This window comes from Bacillus cereus group sp. RP43, from assembly GCF_040459645.1.
Taxonomy (GTDB): Bacteria; Bacillota; Bacilli; order Bacillales; family Bacillaceae_G; genus Bacillus_A; species Bacillus_A mycoides_C.
The window spans coordinates 3,693,985-3,711,216 of sequence record NZ_JARVHQ010000001.1 but is presented as its reverse complement, the minus strand read 5'-3'; the positions used below and the strand labels follow the sequence as shown (position 1 = coordinate 3,711,216).

The following is a 17,232-nucleotide window of genomic DNA, read 5'->3' as shown; positions in this document are numbered from 1 at the left end:
GGTACGAGCATGCAACAATCAAAAGAAGAAAGAGTACATGACGTATTTGAGAAAATTTCTGATAAATACGATGTGATGAATTCTGTAATTAGTTTTCAAAGGCATAAGGCATGGCGCAAAGAAACGATGCGAATTATGGATGTGAAACCTGGTAGTAAGGCACTTGATGTATGCTGCGGGACGGCAGATTGGACAATTGCACTAGCGGGAGCTGTAGGTGAAGATGGGAAGGTTTACGGTTTAGACTTTAGCGAAAATATGCTAGCTGTCGGTAAACAAAAGGTAGAAGCTTTAGAATTAAAGCAAGTAGAACTTATGCATGGAAATGCAATGGAACTTCCTTATGAAGATAATACGTTTGATTATGTAACGATTGGTTTTGGGTTACGTAACGTTCCGGATTACATGCAAGTATTAAAAGAAATGACGCGTGTAGTAAAGCCTGGTGGAAAAGTAATTTGCCTGGAAACATCCCAACCAACGATGATAGGTTTTCGTCAAGGATATGTCTTATACTTTAAATATATCATGCCGTTATTTGGAAAGATGTTTGCGAAAAGTTATAAAGAATATTCATGGCTTCAGGAATCTGCTAGTACATTCCCAGGGATGAAAGAGTTAGCAAATATGTTTGAAGAAGCTGGGCTTAAGAATGTGCAAGTGAAACCATTTACTTTTGGTGTAGCAGCTATGCATTTAGGTATTAAACCAGAATCAAAATAGAAAAAAGAAAAAAGAAAAAAGAAAAAAGAAAAAAGAAAAAAGAAAAAAGACGTTTTAGGTTAAGGTGAACAATATGAAGTTACAACTTATGTACTCTTTTTTACGATCGGATATTAATGTTATAGAAAAAGAATTGAAGAAGACAGTTGCTTCTGAGCAGCCGTTAGTAGAAGAAGCGGCATTACAGCTTATTGAAGCAGGTGGGAAGCGGATTCGCCCTGTTTTTGTTTTGCTTGCAGGGAAATTTGGGGATTATAAGTTAGATGCAATTAAGCATGTTGCGGTTGCATTAGAACTTATTCATATGGCTTCGCTTGTTCACGATGATGTCATTGATGCTGCGTTTGTACGACGCGGTAGCGCAACAGTGAATGCGAAATGGGGAGATCGTATTGCAATGTATACAGGAGATTACTTGTTTGCGAAGTCTCTTGAATGTATAACAAATATAGAAATTCCAGATGCACATCAAGCGTTGTCTCATACAATTTTAGAAGTTTGTAAAGGTGAAATCGAACAAATTAAAGATAAGTATAACTATGATCAAAATTTAAGAACGTATTTAAGAAGGATAAAACGAAAAACAGCATTGTTAATCGCCGCGAGTTGTCAGTTGGGAGCGATTGCTGCTGGTGCTAATCGTGATACTGTAAATCGTCTATTTTGGTATGGATATTTTGTTGGTATGTCTTATCAAATTATTGATGATATTTTAGATTTCGTATCGACAGAAGAGAAGCTTGGAAAGCCTGCTGGTGGTGATTTATTACAAGGTAACATTACATTGCCTGTTTTGTATGCCATGGAAGATCCAGTTCTTCGCCAGAAAATTACATCTGTGCATGAAAATACAACAGCAAGTGAAATGAAAGAAATTATCGATAATATTAAAGCGAGCGAAGCTATTGATAAAGCATTTTCGTTTAGTGAACGTTATTTACATAAAGCATTAGAAATAATAAAACCACTCCCTCGTGGACAGGCGAAGTACGCGTTGCAAAATGTTGCAAAGTATATTGGAAAACGAAAATTTTAGTGATTTTTCTAAAAAATAAAATAATCTCTCTATTTCAAAACTATTGCACAATTGTGATAAGGGTGTTAATATGTGTGTGGGGATATACAATTACATACATAATTCAGAAGTGGAGAGATTTTTTATGGAAAAAACATTTCTAATGGTAAAACCAGACGGTGTACAACGTGCCTTCATTGGGGAAATCGTAGCTCGTTTTGAGAAAAAGGGCTTTCAATTAGTTGGTGCAAAATTAATGCAAGTTACTCCGGAAATTGCTGAACAACACTACGGTGAGCATAAAGAAAGACCTTTCTTTGGTGAATTAGTAGACTTTATTACATCTGGCCCTGTATTCGCAATGGTATGGCAAGGTGAAAATGTAGTAGATACAGCTCGTAATATGATGGGTAAAACACGACCACATGAAGCTGATATGGGAACAATTCGCGGAGATTTCGGTGTAACTGTTGCGAAAAACATAATCCACGGTTCGGATTCTTTAGAAAGTGCAGAGCGCGAGATTGCTATTTTCTTTAAGGAAGAAGAATTAGTAGACTACTCAAAATTAATGAATCAATGGATTTACTAATTATTTTGAAATAATTTGTAAACGCTTTAATAACTGTGATAATAGTAAAAAGTGCAAGAAGAATAGGGGTATTCTTCTTGCACTTTTTTTATTTCGATCAGTTACGAAGTTAGGACTGTTATGATATATTGGTATGTAAAGTAAAAGGTCTACTATTATGAAAATAATAGAACAATTACAAGTAGGGAAAGCAAACACTCGATTTACTATATAATTTCTTTGTATTTTAAAGAGTAATGGAAGATAATATAGCTACTTTATGTAGCAGGATAAATACATATGCGAAAAGAGGAATAACGTATGCGATATATTACAGCTGGTGAATCCCACGGTCCGCAACTTACGACAATTTTAGAAGGTATTCCGGCAGGATTATCTTTAGTAGCGAATGATATAAACGAAGAATTAGCTAGAAGACAAAAAGGATATGGACGCGGTAGACGCATGCAAATTGAGAAAGACCAAGTGCAAATTGTAAGTGGTGTTAGGCATGGGAAGACGATGGGGTCTCCGATTGCACTTGTTGTTGAAAATCGTGATTTTACACATTGGACAAAGGTTATGGGTACAGAGCCGTTAACTGAGCAGGAAGAGAAAGAAATGAAAAGGCAAGTTACGAAACCTAGACCTGGACACGCAGATTTAAATGGTGCGATTAAATATGGTCATAGAGATATGAGGAATGTATTAGAGCGTTCTTCAGCACGTGAAACGACAGTTCGTGTTGCAGCTGGTGCAGTTGCAAAAAAAATATTAGCGGAATTAGGTATACAAGTAGCGGGACATGTTGTCGAGATCGGTGGTGTACAGGCAGAAAATATTAAATATAACTCTATTGCGGAATTACAAAGTACTACAGAAGCATCTCCTGTACGTTGTTTAGATGAAAAAGTCGGTAAAAAGATGATGCAAGCGATTGATGATGCGAAGGCAAATGGTGATTCTATCGGTGGTATTGTTGAAGTAGTTGTAGAAGGAATGCCAATTGGAGTAGGTAGCTATGTACATTATGATAGAAAATTAGATGCAAAATTAGCAGCGGCAATTATGAGTATTAACGCTTTTAAAGGTGTTGAAATTGGAATTGGTTTTGAAGCAGCACATAGACCAGGAAGTGAAGTGCATGATGAAATCCTTTGGGATGAAGTGCAAGGGTACAGAAGAAAAACGAACAATGCAGGTGGATTAGAAGGTGGCATGACAACTGGTATGCCGGTTGTTGTGCGCGGTGTTATGAAACCGATACCGACATTATATAAACCGCTTCAAAGTGTTGATATTGATACGAAAGAACCTTTTACAGCGAGTATTGAACGTTCAGATAGTTGTGCAGTGCCAGCAGCTAGCGTTGTGGCTGAAGCTGTTGTGGCTTGGGAGCTCGCGACAGCTTTAATTGAACAATTTGGATTAGATCGTATCGATCTTATACGTGAAAATATTGAGAAACATAATGAATATGCGAGGGGATTTTAATGGAGAACATACATATTCAAACGAAATCAAAAGAATATGATGTACATGTTGGAAGGGAGGCGTTGTCACATTTAACAACGCTTATTCAAAAAATGAATCCTGCAGTATCTAACATAATGATCATTTCTGATGAAGCTGTTGCATCATTGCATTTACAGACAGTTGTTGATGCATTGCAAGTAGAGCAAAAAGTATTTTCGTTTGTTGTACCGAGTGGCGAAAAAGAGAAGTCTTTTGAAAATTTCTATGAGGCTCACACTTCGGCTCTTGAAAATAAATTAGATAGAAATTCTATAATCATCGCACTTGGAGGCGGAATGATTGGAGATTTGGCTGGATTTGTTGCCGCGTCGTTTATGCGTGGTATTCGCTTTGTCCAAGTTCCAACAACTTTGTTAGCTCACGATAGCGCAGTAGGCGGAAAAGTAGCAATTAACCATCCACTAGGAAAAAATATGATTGGGGCGTTCCATCAGCCAGAAGCTGTTGTGTATCATACGCCATTTTTACATTCACTTCCTGAAAAAGAGTGGCGATCAGGTTATGCAGAAGTGATAAAGCATGCACTTATTGGTGATGTAGAGCTATATCATTGGTTAAAGGAAGAAGTGCAAACATTAACGGATCTTCGTGATGAAAAGTTAATTCATATATTAAAGAAGGCGATTCCTGTGAAAGCGAACATTGTTTCGCAAGACGAAACAGAAAAAGGTGTACGTGCCCATTTGAATTTTGGGCATACATTAGGACATGCTCTTGAAAAAGAGTTAGGATATGGAAATATTACTCACGGTGATGGAGTAGCGGTTGGCATGCTATTTGCCATGTTTTTAAGTGAGCAAGTGTACAAAATTGATCTTTCTTATAAAGAAATGAAGCAGTGGTTCTTGAAATACGGTTATCCAAAAATGCCAAGCGACTTGAATGTAGAACGTCTCGTTCAGTTGATGAAACAAGATAAAAAAGCAAATGCCGGAACAATTCATATGGTGCTTATGCAGGAATATGGGGGAGTGAATGTCGTATCTATTTCAGATGAGACTGTTCATATTGCGTTAGAAGCATTTCAAAAGGATATGGTCTAAAAAAGTTGTAGAACAGGTATGAAATGCATATTTAAAGGTATTCTCGTAATGGTGACGGTTATGATTAAAGATGACAGTAAGGAATTGTAAATCATATCAATGACTGGGGGAAGAAAAGTGAGAGTAAAAGAGCAATTGTTAACTTTGAGAGCATATGTACCTGGGAAAAATATTGAGGAAGTAAAAAGAGAATATGGATTGTCAAAAATTGTGAAGTTAGCATCGAATGAAAATCCGTTTGGCTGCTCTGCGCGTGTGACAGAAGCATTAACTTCGTTAGCCAATCAATATGCACTCTACCCGGACGGGGCGGCTTTTGAGCTTCGTGAGAAAGTAGCAGAGCATTTAGGTGTAAAAGCGGAACAACTTTTATTTGGTAGTGGGTTAGATGAAGTCATTCAAATGATTAGCCGCGCCTTGCTACGTAACGGAACAAATGTTGTAATGGCGAATCCTACGTTCTCACAATATTATCACCATGCTGTTATTGAAGGAGCGGAAGTTCGGGAAGTACCACTTGAAAATGGTATTCACAATTTAGATGCAATGTTACAGCAAGTAGATGAGAAAACGAAGGTTGTATGGATTTGTAATCCGAATAATCCGACAGGTACATATGTAGAAAAACAAAAATTACTTTCATTTTTAGAATCAGTTCCAAAGTCAGCGCTCGTTATTATGGACGAAGCATATTATGAATATGCTGGGGCAGAAGATTATCCGCAAACATTACCTCTTCTTGAAAAGTACGAAAATCTTATGGTGCTACGCACATTCTCAAAAGCATATGGATTAGCTGCTTTTCGTATTGGATATGCGATTGGGGATGCAAAGCTTATTGGGCAGCTAGAAGTAGCGAGACTACCATTTAACACATCAACTATCGCCCAAGCGGTAGCATTAGCGGCAATAGAGGATCAGCAGTTTTTACAAGAGTGTGTGAAGAAAAATGCCGAAGGATTAAATCAATATTATGCATTTTGTAAGGAATATAACGTATTCTACTATCCATCTCAAACGAATTTCATTTTCTTGAAACTCGGTATACCTGGTAATGAAGCTTTCGAACGATTAATGAAAAAAGGATATATCGTTCGTTCTGGTGCAGCATTTGGTATGCATGATGGTATTCGTATTACTGTTGGATTAAAAGAAGAAAATGATGAGATTATTGAATTACTTACTGAACTTGTAAAAGAACAAGTGAAGAAAGAAGAAACGTATTCTTAAGAAATAGTGAAGGCTCCTGTTACAGGAGCCTTTTTCATTTGAATTGCAATAAGGGGAGTTGTTTGCACGTTCAAGAAAGAAAACGTTACAATAGAAGTAGACGTATAAGAAGAACTATTGTACATATAACTTATTTAAAATGTGAGGAGGATACAGTTTGAAACTAGTAGGACGAAAAAAAAGTTTGAATGGGAAAATTCTTGTTCCAGGGGATAAATCTATTTCGCATCGCTCTGTTATGTTTGGAGCGATAGCGGAAGGGACGACGAAAGTATCAAATTTTTTATTAGGAGAAGATTGTTTAAGTACAATTGCATGTTTTCAAAAACTAGGTGTCCAGATTGAACAGAGTGGTAACGATGTCACGATTCACGGTAAAGGATTAGCGAATTTGCAAGAACCGAAAGAAGTATTAGATGTGGGGAATTCAGGGACGACTATTCGTCTTATGCTTGGGATTTTAGCAAATACGCCGTTCCATAGTACGATAATTGGTGATGCATCAATTGGAAAACGTCCTATGAAACGTGTTACAGACCCGCTTAGTAAGATGAAGGCTCAAATTGATGGTAGAGAAAACGGACAATACACACCTTTATCTATTCGTGGTGGTAAGGTAAAAGGTATGCATTACCATTCACCAGTAGCAAGTGCACAAGTGAAGTCAGCAGTTTTACTTGCGGGTTTGCAAGGGGAAGGCGTAACTACAGTAACAGAGCCTATGCAATCTCGTGATCATACGGAAAGAATGTTACGTGCATTCGGTTGTACCGTAGATGTTAATGGACGGACCGTTTCATTACAAGGCGGACAACAACTTAAAGGTGCAGACATAGAAGTTCCAGGAGATATTTCTTCGGCTGCATTTTTCTTAGCAGCTGGTGCAATTGTCCAAAATAGCAAGCTTGTATTGGAAAATGTTGGTTTGAATCCGACGAGAACAGGGATTTTAGATGTATTAACAAAGATGGGTGCACTTATTTCTATCGATCATATTAGAAATGAAGAGTTTGAACCGTGCGGGGATATTACGATTGAAACATCTAAACTAAAAGGAATAGAAATTGGTGGAACTCTTATTCCAAGATTAATTGATGAAATCCCTGTAATTGCTTTATTGGCAACACAGGCAGAAGGAATTACTGTTATTAAAGACGCTGAGGAATTAAAAGTAAAAGAAACAAATCGTATCGATACTGTTGTAGATGAATTAGGCAAATTAGGTGCGAAGATTGAAGCTACACCCGATGGTATGATTATATATGGTAAACAAAGTTTAAAAGGAAATACTGTGAATAGTCACGGCGATCATCGTATTGGGATGATGCTTGCAATCGCATCGTGTATTATAGATGGAGAAGTGAAAATAGAGAATAGTGATGCGGTCGCTGTATCGTATCCGGAATTTTTTGAACAATTAGCTGCGCTATAAGAGAAAGTACAGGAAGAGGCAGTTCACTCAAAAGGTTGCGTTCTTACACCTAGTTGCTTATGATAAATGAACAGAAGAGAATATTTTTTGAATTAAAGGAGACGTTTATGCAAAAGTTTGAACAAGCTGTTTCTTATATTGAAAACGGTGAAGCAGAAAAAGGATTACAATTATTAAAAGAACAACTACGAGTTGCTAATGATGAAGAGAAGTATGATATCGCTCGTTACTATCATACACTTGGGTTTATGGATGAGGCGTTAACAATTACTGAAGACTTACGCTTGCTATATCCGGAAGAAAGTGAATTTACGGTATTTTTAGCAGAATTATATATTGATCTAGACAAAGAAGATGAAGCGATTGAAGTGCTTCATGATATTCCAGAAAACGATGATTTATATGTTCAATCGTTATTACTTGTAGCGGATTTATTCCAAATGCAAGGTTTTGATGATGTAGCAGAACAAAAACTATTAAAGGCGAAAGAAATGATGCCAGACGAACCTGTTATTACGTTTGGGTTAGCAGAATTATATAGTAGTAAAGGTGAAGAGCAAAAGGCGATCACTTATTATGAATCGTTACTAGCAGAACATAAAGTTATGGGTGGTGTTGTCATTGCACTTCGTCTCGCAGAAACGTTAAGTGCAATTGGAAACTGGGAAGAAGCGATCTCTTACTATGAAGCAGGCTTAGAAGAGCAAAAAGATATTCACTCCTTATTTGGATATGCTTTCACATTATATCAAGGAGAAGAATATCAAAGAGCAATTGGTGCTTGGCAAGAACTAAAAGAATTAGATCCTGAGTACGCATCACTATACATGTATTTAGCGAAAAGCTATGAAAAAGAAGGAATGCTTCAAGAAAGCTATGAAACACTTCAAGAAGGAATTAAAGTAGATGAGCTTGCTGTTCCGTTTTATGTAGAATTAGCGAACATTGCAGCTAAATTAGGAAAAGTAGCAGAGGCAGAGGAAGTGCTTCAAAAAGCGCTTGAGTTAGATCCAGGACATTTAGGTGCAATATTAAAATATGCGTATATTTTAAAAGGACAAGAAAAGTATGAAGAGTTAATCACAGTTGTAGAGCGTGCTATTGATAGCGGAGAGCCAGATACACAACTACTTTGGGATCTTGCGTTTGCAAAAAAGCAATTAGAAATGTATTCGGATGCATTAAAGCACTATGAAAGTGCATATACTTCTTTTAAGAATCATCCAGACTTCTTGGAAGAGTACGGTTATTTCTTATTGGAAGAAGGAATGCGAAAAGAGGCGAAAGAAGTGTTTACTCAGTTATTACAACTAGACCCGACACAAATTCATATTGAAGAGTTGTTATATAATTTAGAGGATTTTTCATAAGTTGGAAGGAAACTGAATGCCGCTTCTTGAATCTAAAAAGAAAAGAGAAAGACAGAGGAGGGACTTAATTGCTATGAATACCCCTGTTTCTGTAAACGAGAAGAAGGATTTTGTGAAATGGTTTTTGAATAATTACCAACTGAAACAGCGTGAATGTGTATGGATTTTGAATTATTTAATGAGTCACGACCAATTAATGCATAAAGTCCACTTCGTAGAGCATGCAAAATATTGTCCGCGTGGCTTAGTGATGTCAGCAAATTGCGTAAAAGACACACCGTTTCACTTTTTTAAACAAAATGTTATGACAACAGATGCTGAAAAATCGTTTCATGATATTCGTTTAAATCGAGATGAGGATATTTATATTCAACTCAACTTTAAATCATCGTTCCAAAATGCAAACTATGTAGCTGTATTAGAAGACAATCCATATTTACCAAAGCATATTGAAGTAAATGAAAAAGATCGTTTACTTGCAGAGAGATTTTTAGAAGAGAGTGTATTTTCATTTAGAAGAGAACGTCTTTTGAAACAAATTGATGAAGCGTTGGATAAGCAAGATAAGGAAGCGTTTCATAGGTTAACGGCGGAGTTAAAGACTTTATAGAATTTATTTGGATTATTAAATTTTTACAAATTTCGGACTTTTTTAAGAAAAACTACCTATCTTGGGTAGTTTTTCTTTTTTTACCTCTTTTAGTATGGTTTAATATATATAAAGTGAAAGTTCTGTCATTTGAAGTGGAGGAGGGGAGAAAAGGTGAAATGGATTGTAAAAGATGTGGAACAGTTTGAGCAAGCAAGGGAGTATGTAGATACAGGGATTATACCCCTTCTGTCTATTTCGGCAGCAAAAGAAATGAAAATGGTCGTAGAGCAAGGTGAGTTTATTGAGGCTTTGAGTATGGAGTTGGAAAGGGAGTATAAAGGAAGAGTGCTTTTACTGCCCGCATTTACGTATTTGGTAGAGAGCCAAAAGAATGAAAAAGACCGTTTGCAAGAATGGACAGATCATTTACAAAGTCAAGGCTTTAAGCATATTGCTTATGTTACAAGTGATTTTTCATGGAAAGAAGATATGCAAGAGTTACAGGGAGATTTATTTTGGTTCCCATCGTTATCATTAGAGCAATTTAGTGACCAGGCGAAAAGAGAGGTTATTCGTGCCCATATAAAAAATATTATGGTAATGTTGGAAGAAAGATGGGTAAAAGAATAATAAACAGAAAGTTCTTATTATTATGAGTAGTATGATATTGACCTATACAAGAGGGTATTATATCATGATAGTGTCCTAGTTTTTATTTTTTATATAATTTTTTCACGAGGGGACAATTTCTGATAGAGGGGGGAAATTTTCGTGAGCGAGAAAGAACATCGTGTGTCAAGAAGACAATTTTTAAATTACACACTTACAGGGGTAGGAGGCTTTATGGCAGCGGGTATTTTAATGCCGATGACGCGGTTTGCGCTTGATCCGGTGTTAAGAAAAGAAGCGGGAACAGATATGGTAGCTGTTGCACAAGTAAAGGATATTACAACAGAACCGAAGCGCTTCGATTTTAAGGTGAAGCAGGTTGACGGATGGTACAAGTCTGAAGAGCCAAAATCTGCTTGGGTGCATAAAGATGAAAGCGGAGACATCGTTGCATTTTCTCCAGTGTGTAAACATTTAGGTTGTACAGTGAACTGGAATTCGGACAAAGCACATCCTAATCAATTCTTTTGCCCATGTCACGGGGGACGTTACACAAAAGATGGGATGAACATTAAAGGCACACCGCCTCTTGCTCCGCTTGACGTATACGAATCCAAAGTAAAAGATGGAACACTTTATTTAGGAAAAGCGAAGCCAAAAGGGGGTGCAAAGTAGATGTTAAATAAAATTTATGATTGGGTGGACGAACGTTTAGATATTACACCGATATGGCGTGATATCGCTGATCATGAAGTACCTGAGCATGTTAACCCGGCGCATCACTTTTCTGCATTCGTCTATTGCTTTGGAGGACTTACCTTTTTCGTTACCGTAATTCAAATTTTGTCTGGAATGTTTTTAACGATGTATTATGTGCCTGATATTAAAAATGCTTGGGAATCGGTTTACTATTTACAAAATGAAGTTGCATACGGGCAAATTGTTCGTGGTATGCACCACTGGGGCGCTAGTCTCGTAATTGTAATGATGTTTTTACATACACTCAGAGTTTTCTTCCAAGGTGCGTATAAAAAGCCTCGTGAGTTAAACTGGATTGTTGGTGTTCTTATTTTCTTTGTTATGTTAGGTCTTGGTTTTACCGGATATTTATTACCATGGGATATGAAAGCGTTATTTGCTACGAAAGTAGGGATTCAAATCGCAGAGCAAACGCCGCTCATTGGTCCTTATATTAAAACATTACTCGCTGGTCATTCCGAAATTGTTGGCGCTCAAACATTAACTCGCTTCTTTGCTATTCACGTCTTCTTCTTACCAGCAGCACTTCTAGGTTTAATGGCCTTCCACTTCATCATGATTCGCAAACAAGGTATTTCCGGTCCGTTATAAGAGATTGCTAAATTAAAGGGGAAAGAACAAAAGGAGGGAGATTATGCATCGCGGCAAAGGGATGAAGTTTGTAGGAGATTCTCGGGTACCAGTAGCTCGGAAACCAAATATTCCAAAAGATTATTCTGAATATCCAGGGAAAACAGAAGCGTTTTGGCCGAATTTCTTGTTAAAAGAATGGATGGTTGGTGCAGTTTTTTTAATCGGTTATTTATGTTTAACAGTGGCGCATCCGTCACCGCTTGAGAGAATGGCGGATCCTACAGATGCAGGGTATATACCACTTCCAGATTGGTATTTCTTATTCTTGTATCAGTTATTAAAGTATTCGTATGCTTCAGGCTCATTTACTGTAATTGGTGCGTTTATTATGCCGGGGATTGCGTTTGGAGCGTTACTATTAGCTCCGTTTCTAGATCGAGGCCCAGAAAGAGCGCCATTGAAGCGTCCTGTAGCAACGGGGTTTATGCTTTTAGCAATTGCATCGATTATCTTCTTAACTTGGGAATCTGTAGCACATCACGACTGGGAAGCTGCAAAAAAACAAGGAGCAATTGTAAAAACAGCACCAGTTGATAAAAATGATGACGGCTACAAGTTAATGCAAAAGAATACTTGTTTAACATGTCATGGTGACAATTTACAGGGCGGGGCGGCAGCACCGGCTTTGCAAAACTTAACTTTAAAACCAGAAGAAATCGCTAAAATTGCGAAAGATGGAAAAGGTTCAATGCCTAAAGGGGTATTTAAAGGTACAGATGAAGAACTGAAAAAGCTTTCGGAATTCGTTGCAAAGTATAATAAAAAATAATCGAAAAGCTGACTACAAAATCTGTAGTCAGCTTTTTATTTTGATGAAGGAAAGTTTGCTATATAATAGAGTAGAGTTCGATGAAAGAATTACTTTGTTTGAAAGGTGTTGGACATACAGCTTGGTTTACTTGTATGCAATGTTAAGGCAACGTTCGGTACTATTATTTTTATTGGTTGTTAACATATTAGGTACAATTTACGGATTCATATGGTATGGAAATCAATTAAAAGAAACCTCACCTATATTTTGGCCGTTTGTACCAGATAGTCCTATGGCGAGTCTCTTTTTTGTCTTTGTTCTAATTGCTTTTTTGATAAAGAAGAACTGGGGATTAATAGAGGCGTTAGCGATAGTTACTTTAATAAAATATGGTATTTGGGCTGTTGTTGTAAATGGGGTTTTGATTTATGTAAAAGGTCCTATTGGTCTTATGGGATATATGTTAATGTTATCTCATTTTGCAATGGCGGTGCAGGGAGTGTTATATGCTCCGTTTTACCGGATAAAAAAATGGCATTTCATTGTAGCTGGCATATGGACGTTACATAATGATGCAATTGATTATTTATTTTGGCAAATGCCGAGATACGGAATTATGCATTTGTTTGTAGAGAAAATTGGTTATTTTACGTTTTGGCTAAGTATTGCTGTATTGTGTATCACATATTATTATTGCTTACGTGAGAACCGAAAACAGTTTTCTTTATGATGGTGATGATATTTAGGGGGAGAAAATGAAGAAAAATAAGAGTGGTATAAACATATTGGATCGATTGATCACTTTAGTTGTTTCATATAGCATAGCATTTTCTATTTTCGCTCTCGCGACAACGGTAGTTGTATATGGAAAATGGTTGTATTATTTTGAAATTGATTTTTTAAATATTCCAGATTTAGCGGATATGACGAAAGATGAAATTAAGAGAAACTACGATGTGCTTATTACATATTTATCGCCGTTCTATGAAGGTGTATTACAATTGCCGACATTAGATATGTCCACAAATGGACGCATTCATTTTGTGGATGTTAAAAATGTTTTAGTAAAGATTCAATATGTAATGTATGGAACGATTGTAATTGCTGTATTAGGAGGAGCGTATTTATTAAAAAAGAAAAAAGAAAAGTTTTTACTTCACGGAGCGATTCTTACAATTATTTTTCCAATAGCTCTTACATTACCAATTGCGATTAATTTTGAAAAGAGTTTCGTATTATTTCATAAGCTTTTATTTAGCAATGATTATTGGATGTTTGATATTGAAACAGATCCGGTTATTTTAATGTTACCGGAAGAATTCTTTATGCATGCTGCATGTGTTATTTTGTTATTGATTTTAGGTGGTAGCATACTTTGTTACGGTGTGTATAAATATTTAGTGAAAAAGAAAAGGGTTTCAAAGAAAAAATTCTCTGTTTAAAGAGAATTTTTTTATTTTCATAGAGATAATATATTTTTTGGTTTTGTTCTGTTCTATTCTTGTCCAATTCCACATATTTTGTACTAGTAGTTATAGGGGGGACCGGGATGAAGAGAACATTAATTGGACTGATAGCATTTCTAATTATAATGTTTCCAGTACGTATATATGCTGAAGAATGGAGTGAACTAACTGGATTGCTAGATGACTCTTTGCAGTTAGTGAAGAAAAAAGAAGATGAAAAGGCAATACAAGTACTGCACCATTTCTCAGAGCAATTTCTATCAAATGAAAATGAAAATAATTCAAAAGTAACTCCGGGACAAATTAGAGTCGTTTCTTTAGCATACGATAAGGCGAAACAATCTCTCGCGGAAGATTTAGATAGGCAAGTTAAAGTGGATAATATGTTAGCGTTACAACTTGCTGTTGATGCACAAGTATCTAAATATCAGCCACTTTGGATGGAAAGAGAAAGCAAGATAATGAATGCTTTTTCTCAAGTAGAAAAGGCGATGGAAAAAGACGATGATGGACAGTTCCAACAGACGCTAAATACATTTTTAAATGAATTTAATATTATTTATCCTAGTTTAATGATTGCCTTGCCAGAAAACGAAGCGCAGCGTGTAAATGCACATTTATCTTATTTGGATGAATTTCGTAACGTTATGTTAAAAACGAAAGGTGGACAAATGCAACTAGGGATTATTAAAGGTGATTTGCAAAAAATATTTCATACAGTAAAAAAAGATGAGATTGCTCCCTCTCTCATTTGGTTTATGACCATTACTGGAGGACTTATTTTGTTCACTTTAACGTATGTTGGCTGGAGAAAGTATAAAGGGGAGAGAGAAAAGCGGAGAAGTAACTTGCATTCTAAAGATAGATAATGCGTATAAACAAAGATACGGATTGTAAGGTTTATTTATTGACAATGGTGTAAGAAAAAAATAGAATGAGAAGTACTATAATTAAAACTTCAATGGAGGTTTATGATGTTTTATTTAATTTACTTCGCGATCATTTTGATCATACCGTTGTATGCACAGTCAAAAGTACGTAGTGCCTATAGCAAGTATTCACAAGTTTATTCAACATCAGGTATGACAGGAGCGGAAGTGGCTCGGAAAATTTTGGATGAAAATGGATTGTACAATGTAGCTGTAGAAGAAACGCCAGGTCATTTATCGGATCATTACGATCCAACAGCAAAAACAGTACGATTATCAACAGATAACTATTATGGACATTCAGTTGCTGGTACAGCTGTAGCAGCACATGAAGTAGGACACGCAATTCAAGATGCGAAAGATTATAACTTCATGCGTGTACGCCATTCGTTAGTGCCAGTTGCTAATTTTGGTTCAAACATGTCATGGGTTTTTGTCCTAATTGGTGTATTTGCACAAATGTCTGGTTTGTTGTTATTAGGAATTATTTTAATGGCAGCAGGTGTTATTTTCCAACTTGTTACATTACCAGTTGAGTTTGATGCATCAAAACGTGCAATGCAACAAATTGAAGCACTTGGTATCGTATCAACAGATGAGTACGGTCAGGCTCGTAAAGTATTAAATGCGGCAGCATTAACATATGTAGCAGCAGCAGCTGTAGCAGTATTTGAATTATTACGTCTCGTATTAATTTATACTGGTATGCAGCGTAGCGACGATTAAAGACTATCAATTATGATAGTCTTTTTTGTTTTGTGGATTGAATCTTATAATATGTTATAAATGGAAATAATAGAGATAATATGGGGTGTAGAACTAGTTTAAAAAAGATAAGTATGGAATGATGAAAGAAGGTGACAGACATAGAATATCCAAATCATTTAATTAAACAAGTGAGGGAGCGAAGTGCTACATACCAATTAGAAGGTTTTTTAAGTGGGAAGGGCCCTAGAAATCCGAAATTGATGCTCGTTGGAGAAGCGCCTGGTGAAACAGAAATTCATAATGGTATTCCGTTTAGCGGGAGAGCAGGAAAGCATTTAATGGAGTTTTTAGAACGTATTCACGTTACAAGGGAAGAAGTATATATTACGAGTGCGGTTCGAAGTAGACCTTATAAATGGAGAGAGAAAAGGGAACGAAATGGCGAAATACTACAGAAAAGGTATAATAGAACGCCAAATCAAGGAGAAATACTTGCCCATGCACCTTTGTTAGATTATGAGTTGGAACTTATACAGCCGCCTGTTATTGTTACACTTGGTAATATTGCATTACAGCGTTTAGTTGGTAAAAATAATAAAATTACGGATGTTCATGGCGAATTGTTAAAACAACCCGTGCAGCAATTAAAAGATAGTAGCGGTACAGAATTTATATGGACTGAAAAAGAATATAATATATTTCCTACTTTTCATCCAGCTTCAATTTTTTATAATCGGAGTTTATTGGAGCTCATTTATGAGGATTTGGAGAAACTTAAAAGATATGTAATAAAAAACTAGAAAAGCTAAAGAGCTTTTCTAGTTGAATCTAATTATGTAACGGATTTTTATTTTCATCTAGTGTAAATCCTTCGCCGACGACATCATGTACATCACTTACAGCAACAAAGGCGTGAGGATCTACTGAAATAATGATATTTTTTAATTTCACGATTTCGTTTTTTGCAACAACACAATATAGTACATTTCGTTCAACTTTCGTATAGGATCCAACTGCTTTTAAAAAGGTTGCTCCGCGCTCCATTTCTGATAAAATTTTTGAAGCAATTTCATCGTTTTTATCAGAAATGATAGTTGCTCCTTTTGCTGCATAAGCTCCTTCTTGCATAAAATCAATAACCTTAGCACCGATAAATACAGCAACTAACGTATACATACCTTCTCGATATGATAAATATGTAAGAATAGAGATAATGATAACGACGGCATCAAACATAAACATCGTTTTTCCCATACTCCAGCCAACATATTTGTGAGCCAGTCTTGCGATAATATCAACACCGCCAGTAGTCCCGCCGTATTTGAATATAATTCCAAGTCCAATACCGATAAATGCCCCAGCGAATAAAGCAGCCAGTGTCATATCATTTTGCAAGTTTAAATGTAAGTTGAGAATCTCGTAGCGCTGAAACACCCAAAGGAATAAAGAGACGCTAAATGTACCGATTAATGTGTATAAAAATGTTGTTCGGCCGAGTAATTTCCAGCCAATGAAAAATAGAGGGACGTTTAAAATTAAGTTTGTATAGGAAGGATCAAGTGAAAATTTAAAATATAATAATAGCGTAATGCCGGTAAATCCACCCTCTGCAAGATGGTTTTCAATATTGATATTCACAATACCGAAAGAAAAAATAGCGGAACCGATTAAAATAAAAATGATATTTCGAATCTTCAAATTTGATGTCATTTAGAAATCCCCCTAATTATGTAATGATTGCATTGCTCCCCTTAAACGATAAAACATAATAATAAGTTATTTCTAGTTGCTAGTAAAAATAGAGAATGGTATAAGAGCTTAATTAGTTCAGGTTGATCTTTTACGAAAAAACTGCAAAAGAAAGT

The 17,232-nt window shown here is 36.2% G+C and carries 19 protein-coding genes; 18 read left to right on the top strand and 1 reads right to left on the bottom strand.

All coding sequences use genetic code 11. The annotated features are described in order from the left end of the window. The first annotated feature begins 9 nt into the window (after positions 1-9). From menG to QCI75_RS19220, 18 genes are all read left to right on the top strand, one after another. A complete protein-coding gene (gene menG, locus QCI75_RS19305; RefSeq protein ID WP_002158591.1) occupies positions 10-723 on the top strand; it encodes a 2-heptaprenyl-1,4-naphthoquinone methyltransferase in 714 nt (237 codons plus the stop codon). Between the two features lie 73 nt (positions 724-796). Next, positions 797-1,759, top strand: coding sequence for a heptaprenyl diphosphate synthase component II (gene hepT, locus QCI75_RS19300; protein ID WP_144505289.1), 963 nt, complete (start codon positions 797-799; stop codon positions 1,757-1,759). 124 nt (positions 1,760-1,883) lie between these two features. Next, positions 1,884-2,330, top strand: coding sequence for a nucleoside-diphosphate kinase (ndk, locus tag QCI75_RS19295; protein WP_002064527.1), 447 nt, complete (start codon positions 1,884-1,886; stop codon positions 2,328-2,330). Between the two features lie 300 nt (positions 2,331-2,630). Next, entirely contained in the window at positions 2,631-3,803 is a 1,173-nt protein-coding gene (gene aroC, locus QCI75_RS19290) for a chorismate synthase (protein ID WP_353761029.1), read from the top strand. Continuing rightward, positions 3,803-4,888, top strand: a complete 1,086-nt coding sequence (gene aroB / locus QCI75_RS19285; RefSeq protein WP_353761028.1) for a 3-dehydroquinate synthase — start codon at positions 3,803-3,805, stop codon at positions 4,886-4,888. The genes aroC and aroB overlap by 1 nt, the downstream gene beginning before the upstream one ends. A gap of 117 nt (positions 4,889-5,005) precedes the next feature. Beyond that, complete coding sequence (hisC, locus tag QCI75_RS19280; RefSeq protein ID WP_144505295.1) at positions 5,006-6,118, top strand: histidinol-phosphate transaminase; 1,113 nt, start codon at positions 5,006-5,008, stop codon at positions 6,116-6,118. Between the two features lie 157 nt (positions 6,119-6,275). Then, complete coding sequence (gene aroA, locus QCI75_RS19275; RefSeq protein ID WP_353761027.1) at positions 6,276-7,550, top strand: 3-phosphoshikimate 1-carboxyvinyltransferase; 1,275 nt, start codon at positions 6,276-6,278, stop codon at positions 7,548-7,550. A gap of 107 nt (positions 7,551-7,657) precedes the next feature. Then, entirely contained in the window at positions 7,658-8,920 is a 1,263-nt protein-coding gene (locus QCI75_RS19270; protein ID WP_144505299.1) for a tetratricopeptide repeat protein, read from the top strand. Between the two features lie 73 nt (positions 8,921-8,993). After that, positions 8,994-9,530 carry a ReoY family proteolytic degradation factor gene (locus QCI75_RS19265; RefSeq protein WP_001095919.1) on the top strand — a complete coding sequence of 179 codons (537 nt, stop codon included), beginning with the start codon at positions 8,994-8,996 and terminating at the stop codon, positions 9,528-9,530. 153 nt (positions 9,531-9,683) lie between these two features. Continuing rightward, positions 9,684-10,142: a YpiF family protein gene (locus tag QCI75_RS19260; RefSeq protein ID WP_144505301.1), complete on the top strand. Its 459-nt coding sequence runs from the start codon at positions 9,684-9,686 to the stop codon at positions 10,140-10,142. A 141-nt stretch (positions 10,143-10,283) separates the two neighbouring features. After that, entirely contained in the window at positions 10,284-10,796 is a 513-nt protein-coding gene (gene qcrA / locus QCI75_RS19255) for a menaquinol-cytochrome c reductase iron-sulfur subunit (RefSeq protein WP_001290419.1), read from the top strand. Then, the gene (gene qcrB / locus QCI75_RS19250) at positions 10,797-11,471 is read left to right on the top strand and encodes a menaquinol-cytochrome c reductase cytochrome b subunit (RefSeq protein WP_000932700.1); all 675 of its coding nucleotides are present in this window, start codon (positions 10,797-10,799) and stop codon (positions 11,469-11,471) included. Positions 11,472-11,514: 43 nt separating this feature from the next. Beyond that, positions 11,515-12,282 (top strand): menaquinol-cytochrome c reductase cytochrome b/c subunit, encoded by a 768-nt coding sequence (gene qcrC, locus QCI75_RS19245; protein ID WP_144505303.1) that lies wholly within the window; start codon positions 11,515-11,517, stop codon positions 12,280-12,282. Positions 12,283-12,403: 121 nt separating this feature from the next. Continuing rightward, entirely contained in the window at positions 12,404-12,994 is a 591-nt protein-coding gene (lhaT, locus tag QCI75_RS19240) for a lipoprotein heptaprenylglyceryl N-acetyltransferase LhaT (RefSeq protein WP_144505305.1), read from the top strand. Positions 12,995-13,019: 25 nt separating this feature from the next. Then, the gene (gene lit / locus QCI75_RS19235; RefSeq protein WP_144505307.1) at positions 13,020-13,706 is read left to right on the top strand and encodes a lipoprotein intramolecular transacylase Lit; all 687 of its coding nucleotides are present in this window, start codon (positions 13,020-13,022) and stop codon (positions 13,704-13,706) included. Positions 13,707-13,813: 107 nt separating this feature from the next. After that, a complete protein-coding gene (gene ypjB, locus QCI75_RS19230) occupies positions 13,814-14,599 on the top strand; it encodes a sporulation protein YpjB (RefSeq protein WP_144505309.1) in 786 nt (261 codons plus the stop codon). Between the two features lie 105 nt (positions 14,600-14,704). Then, the gene (locus QCI75_RS19225; protein WP_000499538.1) at positions 14,705-15,385 is read left to right on the top strand and encodes a zinc metallopeptidase; all 681 of its coding nucleotides are present in this window, start codon (positions 14,705-14,707) and stop codon (positions 15,383-15,385) included. Positions 15,386-15,516: 131 nt separating this feature from the next. Next, a complete protein-coding gene (locus QCI75_RS19220) occupies positions 15,517-16,167 on the top strand; it encodes a uracil-DNA glycosylase (RefSeq protein WP_144505311.1) in 651 nt (216 codons plus the stop codon). Positions 16,168-16,195: 28 nt separating this feature from the next. Here the strand turns inward: QCI75_RS19220 and QCI75_RS19215 are convergent, their stop codons facing one another. Beyond that, positions 16,196-17,077 carry a YitT family protein gene (locus QCI75_RS19215; RefSeq protein ID WP_002117707.1) on the bottom strand — a complete coding sequence of 294 codons (882 nt, stop codon included), beginning with the start codon at positions 17,075-17,077 and terminating at the stop codon, positions 16,196-16,198. Positions 17,078-17,232: the final 155 nt, after the last annotated feature.